We start from the raw sequence: 16,278 nt of genomic DNA on the forward strand, positions 1-16,278 counted from the left end.
AATTAATTGGATACCCCTATGATAGAAAAAACAAAATTAGTACGCATTGCAACGCGCAAAAGCGCCTTAGCACTTTGGCAGGCCGAATTTGTGAAAGCAGAGCTTGAGCGTTTTCATGCAGATGTGCGCGTAGAATTAGTCCCAATGTCGACGCAAGGGGATATCATTTTAGATACGCCATTGGCTAAAATAGGCGGTAAAGGCTTATTTGTTAAAGAGCTAGAGCAAGCAATGTTAGATGGCCGAGCTGATATTGCCGTACATTCTATGAAGGACGTACCAGTAGAGTTCCCAGAAGGATTAGAGCTGTATACTATTTGTGAGCGTGAAGATCCGCGTGATGCGTTTGTATCAAACAATTTTGCTAATTTAAACGAGCTACCACAGGGCGCCATTGTGGGTACTTCTAGCTTACGCCGTCAGTGCCAAATTAAAGCACTTCGCCCTGATTTAGATATTCGTGATTTGCGCGGTAATGTAAATACGCGTTTAGGTAAATTAGATGACGGCCAATACGATGCTATTATTTTAGCGGCTGCAGGGCTTATTCGTTTGAAAATGGAGTCGCGTATTGCTGACTACATTGAGCCAGAAGTGTCATTACCGGCAAATGGTCAAGGTGCTGTAGGTATTGAATGCCGTATTGATGATGAAGTAACAAAAGCATTACTTGCACCACTTGAGCATACCCAAACACGTATTCGCGTAAACGCAGAACGTTCAATGAACCGCTATTTAGAAGGTGGTTGCCAAGTTCCTATTGGTGCTTATGCATTAGTTGATGGCGAGCAGGTACATTTGCGTGGTTTAGTTGGTGCTGTTGATGGCAGCGAAATTTTACGTGACGAAGTAACAGGTCATGTAAATGATGCAGAAGAACTAGGTATTGAGCTTGCTAAAAAATTATTAGCTCAAGGCGCAGACAAAATATTAGCTGAAGTTTATAGAGACGCATAAATGACACATATTCTGATAACTCGGCCCGAAGGAAAAGGCGCAGCCCTTGCACAGCAATTAGAGCAAGCGGGTTATCAGGCGTCTTTATTTCCGGTATTAAAAATAACGCATTTAACACCCTCCAGTACTGAACTTAGTCCGCTGTTAAATGCAGATAAAATAATATTTATATCGCAAGATGCAGTCAGTGCACTTTCGCAATTAAAACCCGATATAAATACCAAAGCGCAGTTTTATGCAGTTGGACAACAAACAGCCGACATTATATATGAGCAATTTGGTGTGCGCGCAGCAGTACCGAAGCAGTATGATTCAGAAGGGTTACTTGCGCTTAAATCACTCGCCGAGGTTGATGGCAGTAATATAGTGTTAGTTAAGGGGCAAGGTGGCCGCCCTGAGTTAGCTAAAACGCTGAAAGAGCGCGGTGCTTTTTTAAATAATTGTATTGTGTATAAACGTGAACCCACAGAGAGTATTACTCCTAACTGGCCAGACCACTGGAAAAGCCAGAATGTACACGGTATAGTCATAACAAGTAATGCAGCAGTTGATGCTATATTTAAAAGCCTTACTGCACACCAACTACAATGGTTACAACAGTGCCGATTTTATGTTGCAAGCGAGCGGATAGCCGCTTATTTAAAGTTGCAACAGGTAAGTTCGGCTAATATACACATTGCAGCAGGGGCAAGCGATAATGCTATGTTTACCTGCATAAATCAGCAAGGTAGCAACATGAGCGAACAGTCAAAGCCAGTTACGGCAGAAAAAGCCACACCAACAATAGCTAACACGGCCTCAGCTAAATCAGCTAAGCAAGAGCCAGCAGCCGCTAAAAACACTGCAGATAAAAATAAACAAAAAGTTAGCAAAGTTGCAGTGCTTGCACTTCTTATTTCGCTAATTGTGGCCTCAGGCGTGGGTTACGAGTTTTATCAAAAATTAAATGCGGGTAAGGCTCAAAACCTGGCCGCGAATGAGTTGAGTGAGCAAAATAAGTCACTCGCCCAAGAGCTGCAAGCACTTAAGTCAGCACAATCTAATTTGCAGCAAGCGCTATTTAATAGTGAGAAAAAAGTTGCCGCAGCACTCAGTGAAAGTGCAACTCAAAATCAGCAAGAACTAAAAGCAGCTTTGCAAAAAGCGCAGCAACAAGGTTCGTCTTTAAATCCACAAGAAGTGACCAGCTTGCAGCGTATGGCTGAATTTAAACTATGGGCTGAAAAAGATTACCAAGGCACTAGTGCTGTTTTAAAGCGCTTAGATGCATTACTTAGCGAACATCCAGGAACAGTTGAAGTTCGCCAAGCTATTATGCAAGACATACAAACACTTGATAGCCTTAAACCTATAGCAACAGAGGCTATTTATTTACAGTTAAATAGTGTGTTAACTAGTGTTGATAACTTAGTTTTTAATGCGGTTAACTTGCCAGAAGAAGCGGCTGCAATAGATGAAAACGCTTTAAGTGATGACGTGAGTGATTGGCAGCAAAATCTGAGTAATAGCTGGAATAAAATTGTGGATAGCTTTATTACTATTCGCCAGCACGAAGGTGTTTCCATTGAGCCATTACTTACGGATCAAGAGCGCCATTTAATAAATCAACGTATAAAGCTTAATATAACTCAGGCACAAGATGCACTTATGAGTAAGCAGGCGAGTATTTTCTTTAGCGCCTTAAGTGAAGCAAAACGTTTAGTTGGTGAGTACTTTAAGCAAGACGATGATACAACTAAAATGGTACTTAAAGTGTTGTCTAAACTTGAAAAAGAGCAGCTTAACTTTAATCCCAAAGTAACCTTAAACAGTACACAAAAGGTTAAGGAGTGGGCGCAATGATAGGGCTAGTTATTTTAATTGTAGCTATTGTTGTTGTACTAGCGGTTACTCCATTTGTGCTAGATGAAAAAGGTTATGTACTTATTTCGTTTAACAACACGACGATAGAAGGCACGATAGTATCGTTTTGTATAATGGCAGTCATTACCGCTGTTGTTTTATATTTAACATATAAGCTAATCCGTTACTTATTATCGATTTATCATAATACTAAACATGGCTTTTTTGCACGTAGCCAAGAGCGCAAACAAGCAGCTATTGAGCAGGCTCTGTGGAGTGCTATTAATGATGATTACGAGCACGTAGAAAAGGCTCTATCGGGTAATAGCGTACCAGATAAGTTTGAAGATATTCGCTTAGCATTACTTGCAAAAGCAGCGCTTGCTAATAATCAAACAGATAAAGCACTTGAGCGTTTATTTGAAATAAGCCCAGAACATCAATTAAAAGTAGCAAAGCTATGGTTGGCAAGTGGCGACAGTAGCGCGATTGAATCACAAATGCGTATTAGCGCAGAAGCTAAAAAAGCCACCGCACTTGAGTTAAAACTTTATGCAGAAGTATTGGTACAGCAACAACACTTTAGTGCGCTTGAAGAGTTTTTACCGCGTTTACTACGCAAAAAAGCACTTACTGATGCACAGTGGACGCAGTTATTTAGTGCTTACTTTAATGCGTTAGATGCAGGTCAACTGAGTGAAAAATATAAACAACTACCTAAAAAACTGCAAGTTCATGCACACACTGCTTATTTAATGCAAATGGCGCAAGCGGGTCAATTGGCTGTTATTGAGGGTGACCTAATTAAAATGGTTAAACACAACGAACAGCATGCGCAACTGGCTAATATATTAAGTAAAGCGACGTCTGCCGATGCAGCTAAACTGCAAGTAAGCATCCAAGATCGTCTAAAAAAGGATGATTCAAATAACTCATTATTACTTGCATTGGCTTGCCTGGCCAACGCGCAAGGTGATTATGACTTAGCAGCTAGGATTTTTGATAAAGCACTGAATAGTGACAATAAAAAACAGTTCTCTGAACAAGCTGTTTTAAGTTATAAAAATAGTGCACAGGCAGAAAAGGCGCTCGTTTTATATCAATAAATGACTACACTATAACTACTTAGCATTTTTTGTAGTCCAGGAGCACAAGCATTGAGAAAGTTTTTAATATTAACCCTTAGCTTGGCTTGTGCTTACTTTTTTACTGGGTATTTTAGCAACTCACTTCTTTCTGTAGATGGCTATGCGGTCGCCTCTTGGCCGCCCTCAGGAATTGCTTTAGCGAGCTTTTTAATTTGGGGACGTAAGTCATTTATTGGCCTTATTCTTGGTGCTTTCTGTACTAACTTAATTCATCTTGATAACACTGTAGATATTCTTCATTTTAATGTGCTTTTACAAGCTATTTGCGTCACTTTAGCCTCTGTTTTACAGGCTTGGATTGGTCGTCAAATTATAGTAAATGTTATTAAGGCGCCGCTAGATTTATCTTCTTTAAAACACAGTGTGCAGAGCCTAATAGTAGCAGGGCCAATATGCTGTGTTATTGCAGCAGGTGTGGGAACTAGCTTATTAGCATTGAATAATGTGATCCCGACCAATGCTATTTTTGATAATTTTATAGCATGGTGGATTGGCGACAGTATCGGTGTACTTATATTTACACCTCTTATACTCGCAGCCTTTAATTACACGCAAGTACGCCACCGTATGCTGGTGATTTTACCCTCACTATTAATTTATATACTAATTAGCGTTAGCTTTTATGGTGCTGCCAGTGTTAAAAAAGAAAAAGACATTCAAAAGCAAGAAGCTAAAATACTTGTTGTGCAAAATGCTATAAGCCAGAAGCTCGATGGTATTACTGCTCACTTAGGATTGTTAGCTACATACTTTGCTAGTAGTGATAACGTGAATTTTAAAGAGTTTAAACAGTTTACTTCAAAGCAATTGGACTATAGCCAAGAAATTTTAGCATTTGAATGGATACCTTATGTATCAGCAAATAAACTCACTGATTTTGAAACACATGAAAATACAGCCACAGGCAAACCTTTATACATAAAAGAAAAGTCACTAGATGGAGCTTGGCAACCTGCAGGTGATCGTAGAAATTACTTTCCTGTAAAATATGTATATCCATTAGAGGGCAATGAAGATGCTTTAGGGTTTGATTTGGCTTCAAGTAAAGTCAGAGGAGTAGCGCTTAGCAAAGCGAAAACACTCAATGAGCTAGCACTAAGTGAGCCAATTAATTTAGTCCAAAATACATCAGAGAAGGGAGTACTCTTTTTATATCCTGTTTTTGGTGAATCATCTACCGAAGATGATTTTCAAGGTTTTGTGGCCGCTATTGTTAGCCTTAAGCGCTTATCGCAAACATTGTTATTTGATCACAACAATTCAATTTCAGCCAGTTTTTTTGATACAACGATACCAGGGAAAAAGCAGGCAATTTATATTGCCGATACCGATAACTCGCAAATGCTGTTTAAAGAATATCAATTGTTGATTGGCAAACGCATGTGGCAGGTCGAGTTATATGAACCAATAGTTAGAACGTCTTGGTTAATGTATTGGCTTGCACAAATAGTAGGGATGTTGTTTGTGTGGCTATTGATTACATTTTTGATTTCAGTTACTGGTACAAACATACAAATTCGCGAACAAGTGGCTAAGCAAACACATACTTTACGTAAAGAAAAACAAAAAGCAGATGAAGCGAGTCATATTAAGGGGCAATTTTTGGCAAATATGAGCCACGAAGTCCGCACCCCTATTAACGGTATAAAAGGGCTGCATTATTTAGCGCTACAGCAGAATGATTGGCAACAAGCAAGAAGTTACATTGAACAAGCAGATGGGGCACTTGGTGTTTTACTACGGGTATTGAACGATGTGCTCGACTTTTCAAAAATGGAAGCAGGCAAGCTAGACTTAATACAAGAGCCCATTAATGTAGCGAGTTTAGCGGATGAAATGCTCAATTTACTTCAGTTTGAAGCTGACATTAAATCAATAAAGTTAAGTCTCGATTTTGATAAAACATCAAATTTGGTTATTAATACCGATCCAATCCGCTTAAAACAAGTGCTGCTGAATCTGCTCAATAACGCGGTTAAATTTACAGGAGCAGGTGAGATAACTCTGAAAATTTGGCAATCTAAAAAAATGACTTACTTCAGTATTAACGATACGGGTATTGGTATTAGTAGCGAAGCACAAAAACAATTATTTAAACCGTTTGCGCAAGCCGATAGCTCAACCTCTCGTCAATATGGTGGCACTGGCTTAGGGTTAAGTATTTGTAGAAAATTGGTTGAACTTATGGGCGGTGCAATTGATTTAGTTAGTTATGAAGGAAAGGGCTCTACATTCACATTTAGTTTGCCGCTCATCTCGCCTTTACCAAAAGCAGAGCAAATACAGCAGCAATATAACGAAATAGATGTAAGTACTTTATCATTCACAAACTATAAATTACTTTTAGTCGAAGACAACCCGCTTAATCAGCATGTTGCCAATGCCATTTTAAAAACAAAAGGGTGTATTGCCGACATTGCTAACGATGGTTTTGAAGCCATAGAAAAGCTAACCGAAAATAGCTACGACATTGTTCTTATGGATATTCAGATGCCAAGAATGGATGGACTCCAAGCAACAAAAGTAATTCGTTGTGATTTAGGGTTAATTGATTTACCCATAATAGGACTATCGGCGAACGCCCATGACGATGATGTTAAAAAGGCATTAGCCTCGGGAATGAATAGTTATATTACTAAACCTATTGATGCAAATACGCTTTTTAAAACTCTTTGGCATTATTTATCAAATAAATAAGTAACGCTATTTTTTGCACAAAAAGCAGACATATGACCGCTTAAACTTAACGCAAACCATATACACTTGAAAAATAACTATATCTGCGTATCATGCGCGCAAATTTAACTAAACTGGGTTGCTATTATGATCAATAGAAAATTACCTTTGCTAGATATTCACCGTCATTTAGACGGTAATGTACGTGCGCAAACCATATTAGAACTTGGTCGTCAGTTTAATATAGAGTTACCTGCAGATAACGTTGAGGCATTAATTCCTCATGTTCAAGTTATTGACCCTGAGCCAAACCTTATGGCTTTTTTACAAAAGCTAGATTGGGGTGTCACTGTACTTGGTGACTACGATGCGTGTAGACGCATAGCGATTGAAAACATTGAAGATGCACAAGCGCAAGGCCTTGATTATGTAGAGCTTCGCTTTAGCCCTTACTACATGGCGCAGAGCCAAGGTTTACACCCTGAAGGGGTTGTAGAAGCGGTTGTTGATGGTATTAAATCAGCAACAAAGGGTGCAAATATAAAAGCTAACTTGATTGGTATTTTATCGCGTACTTATGGCGTAAAAACATGTCAAAAAGAGCTTGATGCATTACTCGCATTTAAAAATGATTTAGTGGCTGTTGATTTAGCCGGTGACGAAATTGGTTTTCCGGGGGAGTTATTTGTAGATCACTTTAAGCAAGTACGAAATGCTTATTTAGCTTCGACTATTCATGCTGGAGAGGCACTTGGCGCCCCAAGTATTTGGCAAGCAATTAACGAGCTAGGTGCGAGCCGAATAGGGCATGGCGTTAAAGCTATTGAAGATCCAAAATTAATGGATTACTTACGCGATAACCGTATTGGTATTGAGTCGTGCTTAACAAGTAATATTCAAACAAGTACAGTGAACGACTTAGCTAAACATCCACTTAAACAGTTTTTAGATCACGGTATTTTAGCGTGTATTAATACTGATGACCCAGCAGTTGAAGGCATTGAAATTGAGTACGAATATACTGTTGCAGCACCTAAAGCTGGTTTAACACAAGCTGATATGGAAAAAGCGCAAAAAAATGCGTTAGAAATAGCATTTTTAAGCGATGGCGATAAAAAAGAACTTTCAGCACTCGTTAGCGCGCGTTAATTTAAGAACATTAAAAATGCCGCTTTATAAGCGGCATTTTTGTATCTGTAAATTATATTTAGTGTGTTTGGCAGCTCATGTAATTATCGTAGAGTGCTTTAAGTACATCTGCTCGGCTGATCATGCCGATTACTTTAACACCCTCTACAACAGGGTAGTTTTTTGGTTTACCAGGCTGCATCTGCTGTGCAAGCTCGATAATGTTGGTATCGCCGCTAACAGTCACTACCTCTGTTTGCATAAGTTGCGATACTTTAACCATCCCATCACAAAAATAACTGCTTTGCGTAAGCGGTTTTAAAAGTTCATGCTCTGAGATAAATCCGACTAGGCATTTATCTTTATCAAATACTGGTGCGCCAAGTAGTTTAAATTTTTGTAGTTCTGCTATGGCTGTCGTCATTTCTGTATCTGGTGTGATATTTGGCAACTTGCGTTGCATAAAATCTTTTACTTTTGTATTTAGCATTTGGGTCTCTCCCGCTGATGTTCTATACAAAGTATGGTTTATAGATAGGGGTTTAGGAAATTGTTTATATTGATGAGGTTGATAGATTTTAACTATTAAATATTTTTTGCTATATAAAATAAAAGCACCGATTAGGTGCCTTTATTTATAACTGAAAGTAAATTTCAATTATTTGATAAATGCGAATGCATCTGCGTACATGTTTTCGCGTATTGCACCATGAGCAATAAAGTCATCACGCACTATACCTATCATGTCAAAACGACCGGCCATATAAATATCGTACGGTTCAAGCGATACAATATCTTGCATTACTGCTTTGTGTACATAGCCAGTATGACCTTGCCAATTAGCAGATGGATTTTCTACCACAGGGATAAACTCAAAGTTTTTGTGGCTATCGGCCCATGTTTGCATTTCTGTATGTGCATATAAAGCAGATTCTTCTTTTACACCCCAGTAAAATAATACAGGACGGTCGCACTTAATTTCAGCTAAGTGATCAGCCATTGATTTTGCGTATGAAAAACCAGTACCGCCGGCAAGTAAAATAATAGGGCGCTCACATTGCAGGCGCAACTGTGAAATACCCAAGCCAGCTTCAATGTCTACTAACTGCCCTGTGGTATGGGCGTTTCGTAAATGTTCCAGCGATTGCATTGCATACGAATCGGCACCTGACGCGCCAATATGCAGTTCTATTGCATCGCACTGTGAAGGGCGGCTAGCTATAGAAAAAGCACGTTTGTCTTTTTCGCCCAATACGAGTTGCATGTATTGGCCAGCTTCAAAGGTCACAGGTTGTTGTGGCTTTAAAATTACTTTATGAACAAATTCTGTAAGTGGGCTGATAGCTACAACTTCAGCTTTTAATGTTTGCATTTTTTACCTTTTAGCAGCGCTTTTAACAGCAGATACGCAATCGAATGACTCGATTCTAGCATATCTGCAGGGTTATTTTATAGCCTGTTATGTACTTACATATAAACACTTAAAGAATATTAAGGCTTTCCCAAATATCATCTACGCGGTCTTTGGTGTCTTTATCCATAACAATAGGCTCGCCCCATTCGCGGGTGGTTTCGCCAGGCCATTTATTGGTAGCATCCATTCCCATTTTTGAACCAAGGCCAGAGACTGGCGATGCAAAATCGAGATAATCAATAGGTGTGTTTTCTATTAATGTTGTATCGCGCGCTGGATCCATTCGGGTTGTTATAGCCCAAATAACATCTTCCCAATCGCGGGCGTTAACATCGTCATCGCACACAATTACAAACTTGGTATACATAAACTGACGTAAGAACGACCAAACTCCCATCATCACGCGCTTGGCATGACCAGGATATTGTTTTTTCATTGTTACAATCGCCATACGGTACGAGCACCCTTCGGGCGGCAGGTAAAAATCAACGATTTCAGGAAATTGCTTTTGTAATATTGGCACAAACACTTCATTAAGTGCTACACCTAAGATCGCAGGCTCATCAGGCGGACGACCAGTAAATGTGCTGTGATAAATAGGGTTTTTACGATGCGTTAAGTGAGTCACGGTCATAACAGGAAAGTCGTCTACTTCATTATAGTAACCAGTATGATCGCCATAAGGGCCTTCTGGCGCCATTTCACCTGGCATAATGTAACCTTCAAGTACTATTTCTGCACTGGCAGGGACTTGCAAGTCATTGGAAATAGATTTAACAACTTCGGTTCTGCTACCACGTAATAAACCAGCAAACGCATATTCGCTTAATGTGTCGGGTACAGGCGTTACTGCACCTAATATAGTAGCAGGGTCGGCACCTAGTGCTACCGAGACAGGGTAAGGTTGCCCAGGATTTTCTTTACACCATTCTTGAAAATCAAGCGCGCCACCACGGTGTGATAACCAACGCATAATTATTTTATTTTTGCCTAATAGCTGCTGGCGATAAATACCTAAATTTTGGCGCTTTTTATAAGGCCCTTTAGTTACGGTAAGGCCCCAAGTAATTAATGGTGCTGCGTCACCTGGCCAGCAATGCTGAATAGGTAATTTAGTTAAGTCTACATCATCACCCTCTAAAACTACTTGCTGACAAGGCGCTTTTTTAACTTCTTTTGCTGGCATATTAAGCACTTGCTTAAAAATCGGTATAGCGCCTAGAGCTTCTTTAATGCCCTTTGGTGGATCTGGCTCTTTTAAAAAAGCGAGTAGCTTACCTACTTCGCGCAGCTCACTAACATCGGTTTGGCCCATGCCCATTGCTACGCGTTTTGGTGTACCAAATAAGTTGGTAAGCACCGGCATATCGTAGCCTTTTGGGTTTTCAAATAATAACGCAGGGCCTTTTGCACGCAATGTGCGATCAGATATTTCGGTCATTTCAAGATACGGGTCGATTTCTTGGGTGATACGTTTAAGTTCGCCTTTTTTTTCAAGCAAATCGATAAAATCACGTAGATCTTTATATTTCATTGTGGGCCGCTATTAAGCAAAAGAGTTAAAGTATTATACCCATTTCATGCAAGGCAAGTCATTACTTGCACTTAAAACTTAAAGCGCTCTACGGCACTCGTTAAAGAGTGTGCAAGTTGGTTTACGTCTTCACTTTCGCTTGCTAGGGTTGTCGCGTTTTGGGCATTCAAGGTTGCTTGCTCTGTCACCTTTGCCATTATTTGTTGAATGTCGCCACTGTTAGTCAATTGCTCATGTGATGCATGAGCAATTTGCTCACTCATCTGATTAACAGACAACAATGTGCTTTTAATACGCTCTACGGCTTTATTTAGTTCAGTGCTGTTTTTAACACATTGCTTGGCTTGGTGTTGGCCATCAGTAATGTGTTCTTGAGTTGTTTTAGTGTGTTGTTGCAATGTTTGGATCATGGTGTTTATTTCGCCAGTCGAGGTTTGTGTTCGTGCAGCTAATGATCGAACCTCATCAGCAACTACAGCAAACCCGCGTCCGTTTTCACCCGCTCGCGCTGCTTCAATTGCAGCATTAAGTGCAAGTAAGTTAGTCTGCTCGGCAATGCTACTAATTGTTTCAACAATGGCTTCAATAAGCTGGGTGTACTGTGCGAGTTCTTCTGTGCTGCCTACTGCTTTATCAAGACGCTGCAATAAAGTTTCTATACTTAGACTATTTTGATTAGCAATCTCGTTTACATCATTTGCAAATTGCGATGCGTTTGTTATTTCACTTGATGTTTTATCTGCTTGTTCATAAACCGCTTGTGAGTTGATTAGCATATTTTGTGCAAGCGATGTTGCCTGCGCGCTTCGCTCTAACTGCTGTTGTGCAACAACCGTCATTTGCTGACCTTTTTCACTGGTTTTAATAGCGCTGCGGTCTAGCTCGTGGGCGTCACTACTAATTGCACCAATTAGGTTAGTCAGGTCTTCACTGAGTTTATTTATGTTATTTAGCAAAGTACCAAATTCATCCTTACTACGTGGGTGGCTTCGCTTTGATAAATCACCTGAGGCGATTCGGGCTAAATCGCGGTTTACTTTTTTAAGCGGTTTTAGCATTGCGCGAGTTGTAAAAATAGAGATAGCGATAATCAATATAATTAAAACAATCGTAATAATTACTACAGAACTAATCCCTGTATTTATGGCGGCCTTTGCATTAGTTTGTAAGGCATTAAAGCGCTCATCAGCCAATTTATTAAGTTCAATAAGCTGACCTTCTGTTGTTATAAATTGCTGTTGAAAGTGTTCAAAATTTTGAGCCGCAGCAATAGCACTTTTGAGTACTTTATTTTGTTGGGCATAAATTCCTGTATCGTTGTTAAGCAATTCTCTTAATTGATTAAACTTAGCCGTTAAATTTTTAGCATTAAACGCATTATTAAAAGGTAGCGCTTGTTGCTCTAAATAGGTGAAATTAGGTTGGATGTTATCTAGTAGAAATAGAGTATCTTGCTGATGACTATTTAAATCATTGATACTTGCAGTTTGAGTAATGCTTTTTATATTATTGCTTAAGTTAAACAATAAATCGTCTATACGGGTCGCTGTTCCAAACATAGCATTAAGTAACGCCTGCTGTTTTACAGGCACTTCTAAAAGTTCTATATCAAGTAAGTTAGAACTTAAATTGTAAAGTTGCTCGTTAAACGTTGCTGATAATTCTATGGTGGAATTTTGCGCTACAAACTTACGCTCTTTAGCGCTAAACATTGCGACACTTACTTCAGTCAGTTGCTCGAAGCCTGCGTTGGTACTGGTGAGTAAATTTTGCATGGTTATTTGTTGATTTAGTTGAGCGCTTAACGAATTGAGCATATCGCTAAATTGTAGTTGCTCAACTTGCGCCTGTTTTTTATTTTGTTGAAGTAAATCAAGGTTTGCTTGGCTGTAAGCTAAGGCGTTAAATTTGGTAATAGACAGTAATGATAGCCTTAAATCTTTGCTGAACTGTTGTACCGGAACCGCTAATTTTTCGGTTCGGGTATTGTTAACGCTAATTTTGTTTAATGACCAATAAAAAAATACACTACTTGTTAGCACCAATATGCCAATGGCTGTAAAGGCTAAAATTATTTTATGTTTGATCGCAATTGAACGCATAACTTCATCACAATAATGGGTCTTTAATTATTGTAGCATTATTGTAATTTATTGGTTGTTTTTATGTTAAATATTGGTGCACTGTCTTTTTTTACCTGCAATGATTAACATGGCTTCATTACCCTTACTCCAAAACAGTACCTCTTCACTTATATATTTATTCCCTGATGCACTTTTTTCGTGATTAAGTACATGCACTTTATTGTTAAAGATAAGTTCGGCTTCAGAATTGTTAATGATGTTGAGTTTTACGCTCTCATCATCGCATTGGTAAGCAGTACTGGTTTTTAAATCACTACAAGCGGTTAAGCTTAGTAAAATAGCGATTAATGCTAAATATACTTTCATTTTTCCTCCCATCTTCTTTAAGCGTTAGTTAAAACACAGGGCAAAATTTTAATCTAATGTAAGAATAACAAAGCAAAATTAACCGTTGGTGAAAGTAGCGCTTTAAGTTATGTTTATAGCAATATTTTTTGAGCTCGGAAGTTTTATGGCAGGTACTAACCTTTTAACGTTATTAGATGATATAACCACTTTACTTGATGACATTGCGACAATGAGTAAGGTTGCAACAAAAAAAACAGCGGGTGTATTAGGCGATGACTTAGCGCTCAATGCGCAGCAGGTTACAGGTGTTGCAGCAGAGCGTGAATTACCTGTTGTTTGGGCTGTAGCAAAGGGCTCATTTTTAAATAAAGCGATACTCGTACCCGCTGCTTTATTAATAAGCGTATGGCTGCCTTGGTTAATAACACCGCTTTTAATGATGGGTGGTTTGTTTTTATGTTTTGAGGGAGCTGAAAAAGTATTTGCTAAGTTTTTGCCTCATAACAGTGAAGCGGTAGACGAAGATGAAAAGTTAGATTTAGTCGAATACGAAAAGCAAAAAATAAAAGGCGCAATAAGAACCGACTTCATTCTTTCTGCCGAAATTATTGTTATTACTTTAGGCACAGTGGCGAGTGCTACATTGCTTAACCAAGCTTTAGTGCTTTGTGTTATCGCAATTATAATGACGATTGGCGTTTATGGCTTGGTGGCCGGTATTGTAAAGCTGGATGATGCTGGGCTTTATTTACTTAACCAATCTAAAGTGTCAGCAAATAAATTTAAAGAGTTACTCGGAAAAGGCTTACTAGCTGCTGCACCTAGATTAATGCAGTTTTTAGCTTTTGCAGGCACCATTGCAATGTTTTTAGTAGGCGGCGGGATTTTAGTACATGGCGTTGAGTTACTACATCATACTCAGTTGGATGTAACAAGCTATGCTCAGTCTGTTGCTGGCGGCACAGGAGAAGTATTAGCGCCTCTCTTGTTTGATGGTTTACTAGGCGTTATTGCTGGCTTAGTTGTTGTGCTTGTACATGTAAGTTATACAAAGTTATTTAAAAAACAATAGATACAAAAAAGCATCATTTTGGTTACATTCTATTTAATTTTATATATTATGGCTTCTTGTTGTTAATACAGGGAATTATGATGAATTTTTTTTTAAGATATAGCTTGTTGGTACCTCTGTTATTGGTAAGCTTCTTTAGCTTTTCAAAGCAGCCCCAAATCCCCGTGGAGCACTTTAGTAAAAATAAAGAGTTTAATCACGCTACTATTTCTCCTGGCGGCGAATATTTAGCCGTTATAAACAAAGTTGCTGGTAAAGATGCACTTGTTATTTTTGATACTAAAAACTTTAAAATGCTTCACGCAGTTGCCTTTGAAGGAAATGCCCAAGTTGGTGATTACCATTGGGTTAATAATGAGCGAGTTGTCGTTACTAAAGAGTACCTAAAAGGATGGCAAGACCACCCAGAATATCATGGTGAAATATTTGGCGTAAATGCTAACGGGGCTAGAGGTAAATATTTAATTGGTTACCATGGTGAAATGCAAACAGGTACACGCCTTAAAAGGCAGACCCCATTGTACGGAACTTCATTTGTATTAGATCCCTTAGTTACTAACAAAAGAAAAATGTTAGTAGTTACCTACCCTTGGACCTCGAGTAATGAACCTCATACTATTGTATATGAAGTAGATGTATATACTGGCAAAAGAAAGCAAGTCACTTTGTCTCCATCACGTATGGCCGAATTTTTAACTGACCACGATGGTAATGTTCGTGTTTCAGTATCTACAGATAACTATATAGATGCAAAAATACATACTAAAGAAAAAGAAGGTGGTGACTGGAAGAAATTAAATTTAGGAGAAGTTAATTATGGCGATATTAGATTAAGAGCTTTTGATAAATCTGGTGACAGCATTTATATGACTGCTTCTGTTGGTGGCGAAGCTGAAGGGTTGTATAAACTAAATCTAAATACTAAGGAAATAGAATTAGTCCATCAAGAACAATATGTATCTCCAAAAAGAGTATGGGTTGATGAAGCTTCAAAAGAGTTATTTGCAATAGAAAGTGAGTTAGGTTACCCAAACTATGCTTTTATAGATAAAGATTCTCATAAGAGTGTTCGCTTAAAATCTTTGATAGAAGCATTGCAAGGCGACCAAGTGCAGTTAGTCAGTAGCACCTCTAATGGCGATATTAATGTTATTTACGCATCAAGTGATACCAATCCTGGTAAATATTACTTATACGATGGGGTGCAAAATAAGCTAAGAATATTATTTTCAGCGCGTGGCTGGCTGAACGAAAATGAGCTTTCAAAAACAAAACCTGTTCAATATAAAACTCGGGATGGTTTAACTATTTATGGGTATTTAACTGTTCCCAATGGTGTTGAAGGTAAAAACTTACCTCTAGTTGTAATGCCCCATGGCGGTCCACATGGTCCTCGTGATTATTGGGGTTATGATTCTGAGGTACAGTTATTAGCAAGCAGGGGAATGGCTGTACTAAGAGTTAATTTTAGAGGTTCAGGTGGCTTTGGTCGAAACTTCGAAGAAGCAGGCTATCAAAAGTGGGGTTCTGATATACAGTTTGATATTATTGATGGTGTTAAGTTTTTAATTTCTAATGGCACAGTAAACAAAAATAACATTTGTATAATGGGATCAAGCTTTGGTGCTTATTCAGCTTTGCAGAGCGCTATTTTAGAGCCTGAGATGTTTAAGTGTGCCATAGGCACAGTTGGTATTTATGATTTACCGCTAATGTTTGAAGAAGGTGATATCTCAGGGCGTAGTACAGGACAAAATTATCTTGAAAACGTTTTAGGCACTAATGAAGCTGTTTTGAAGGCATTTTCACCTAGTTATAATGTAGATAAGCTCAAAGCCGCTGTGCTCATAGTTCACGCAGGTGAAGATGCGCGAGCTCCTATTGAGCAAGCCGAATCATTAGTGGCTGCATTGAAAAAAGCTAACCACCCTTATAAGTACGTGTTATTGGAAGATGAGGGCCATGGTTTTTACAAAGAAGAACACAGAACTGATTACTACAAACAAGTACTTAGTTTTTTAGATAAACATTTAGAGTTATAAAAGAATAAAGCAGTAAGTAAGAAACTTACTGCT

12 protein-coding genes are annotated in these 16,278 nt (G+C 38.7%); 7 read left to right on the forward strand and 5 right to left on the reverse strand.

The features are described 5' to 3' along the window. Window positions 1–18 precede the first annotated feature (18 nt). The 5 genes from hemC (at window position 19) to add (ending at window position 7,772) form a co-directional block, all read left to right on the forward strand. Window positions 19–957 carry a hydroxymethylbilane synthase gene (gene hemC / locus BW142_RS16560; RefSeq protein WP_024598828.1) on the forward strand — a complete coding sequence of 313 codons (939 nt, stop codon included), beginning with the start codon at window positions 19–21 and terminating at the stop codon, window positions 955–957. Beyond that, on the forward strand, window positions 958–2,799 hold the full coding sequence (locus BW142_RS16565; protein ID WP_076925570.1) for a uroporphyrinogen-III synthase: 1,842 nt from the start codon (window positions 958–960) through the stop codon (window positions 2,797–2,799). Beyond that, window positions 2,796–3,905 carry a heme biosynthesis HemY N-terminal domain-containing protein gene (locus BW142_RS16570; protein ID WP_076925571.1) on the forward strand — a complete coding sequence of 370 codons (1,110 nt, stop codon included), beginning with the start codon at window positions 2,796–2,798 and terminating at the stop codon, window positions 3,903–3,905. The genes BW142_RS16565 and BW142_RS16570 overlap by 4 nt, the downstream gene beginning before the upstream one ends. A 51-nt stretch (window positions 3,906–3,956) precedes the next feature. Then, window positions 3,957–6,644 carry a CHASE domain-containing protein gene (locus tag BW142_RS16575; protein WP_076925572.1) on the forward strand — a complete coding sequence of 896 codons (2,688 nt, stop codon included), beginning with the start codon at window positions 3,957–3,959 and terminating at the stop codon, window positions 6,642–6,644. A 126-nt stretch (window positions 6,645–6,770) separates the two neighbouring features. Beyond that, window positions 6,771–7,772: an adenosine deaminase gene (gene add / locus BW142_RS16580; protein ID WP_024598832.1), complete on the forward strand. Its 1,002-nt coding sequence runs from the start codon at window positions 6,771–6,773 to the stop codon at window positions 7,770–7,772. Between the two features lie 58 nt (window positions 7,773–7,830). Here the strand turns inward: add and BW142_RS16585 are convergent, their stop codons facing one another. The 5 genes from BW142_RS16585 to BW142_RS16605 form a co-directional block, all read right to left on the reverse strand. Next, window positions 7,831–8,241 (reverse strand): CBS domain-containing protein, encoded by a 411-nt coding sequence (locus tag BW142_RS16585; protein ID WP_024598833.1) that lies wholly within the window; start codon window positions 8,239–8,241, stop codon window positions 7,831–7,833. A gap of 168 nt (window positions 8,242–8,409) precedes the next feature. Next, complete coding sequence (gene fre, locus BW142_RS16590) at window positions 8,410–9,123, reverse strand: NAD(P)H-flavin reductase (RefSeq protein ID WP_076925573.1); 714 nt, start codon at window positions 9,121–9,123, stop codon at window positions 8,410–8,412. Between the two features lie 109 nt (window positions 9,124–9,232). Next, window positions 9,233–10,699: a 4-hydroxy-3-polyprenylbenzoate decarboxylase gene (ubiD, locus tag BW142_RS16595; protein WP_024598834.1), complete on the reverse strand. Its 1,467-nt coding sequence runs from the start codon at window positions 10,697–10,699 to the stop codon at window positions 9,233–9,235. Window positions 10,700–10,770: 71 nt separating this feature from the next. Next, the gene (locus BW142_RS16600; RefSeq protein WP_076925574.1) at window positions 10,771–12,801 is read right to left on the reverse strand and encodes a methyl-accepting chemotaxis protein; all 2,031 of its coding nucleotides are present in this window, start codon (window positions 12,799–12,801) and stop codon (window positions 10,771–10,773) included. Between the two features lie 66 nt (window positions 12,802–12,867). Further along, the gene (locus BW142_RS16605; RefSeq protein WP_076925575.1) at window positions 12,868–13,149 is read right to left on the reverse strand and encodes an MliC family protein; all 282 of its coding nucleotides are present in this window, start codon (window positions 13,147–13,149) and stop codon (window positions 12,868–12,870) included. A 145-nt stretch (window positions 13,150–13,294) separates the two neighbouring features. Here BW142_RS16605 and BW142_RS16610 point away from each other — a divergent pair, with 145 nt between their 5' ends. Next, a complete protein-coding gene (locus BW142_RS16610; protein WP_076925584.1) occupies window positions 13,295–14,203 on the forward strand; it encodes a DUF808 domain-containing protein in 909 nt (302 codons plus the stop codon). Between the two features lie 80 nt (window positions 14,204–14,283). Next, window positions 14,284–16,245 (forward strand): S9 family peptidase, encoded by a 1,962-nt coding sequence (locus BW142_RS16615; protein WP_076925576.1) that lies wholly within the window; start codon window positions 14,284–14,286, stop codon window positions 16,243–16,245. Window positions 16,246–16,278: the final 33 nt, after the last annotated feature.

Origin of the sequence: Pseudoalteromonas sp. EB27 (assembly GCF_001974875.1) — a bacterium.
In the GTDB taxonomy this organism is placed as follows: Bacteria; Pseudomonadota; Gammaproteobacteria; order Enterobacterales; family Alteromonadaceae; genus Pseudoalteromonas.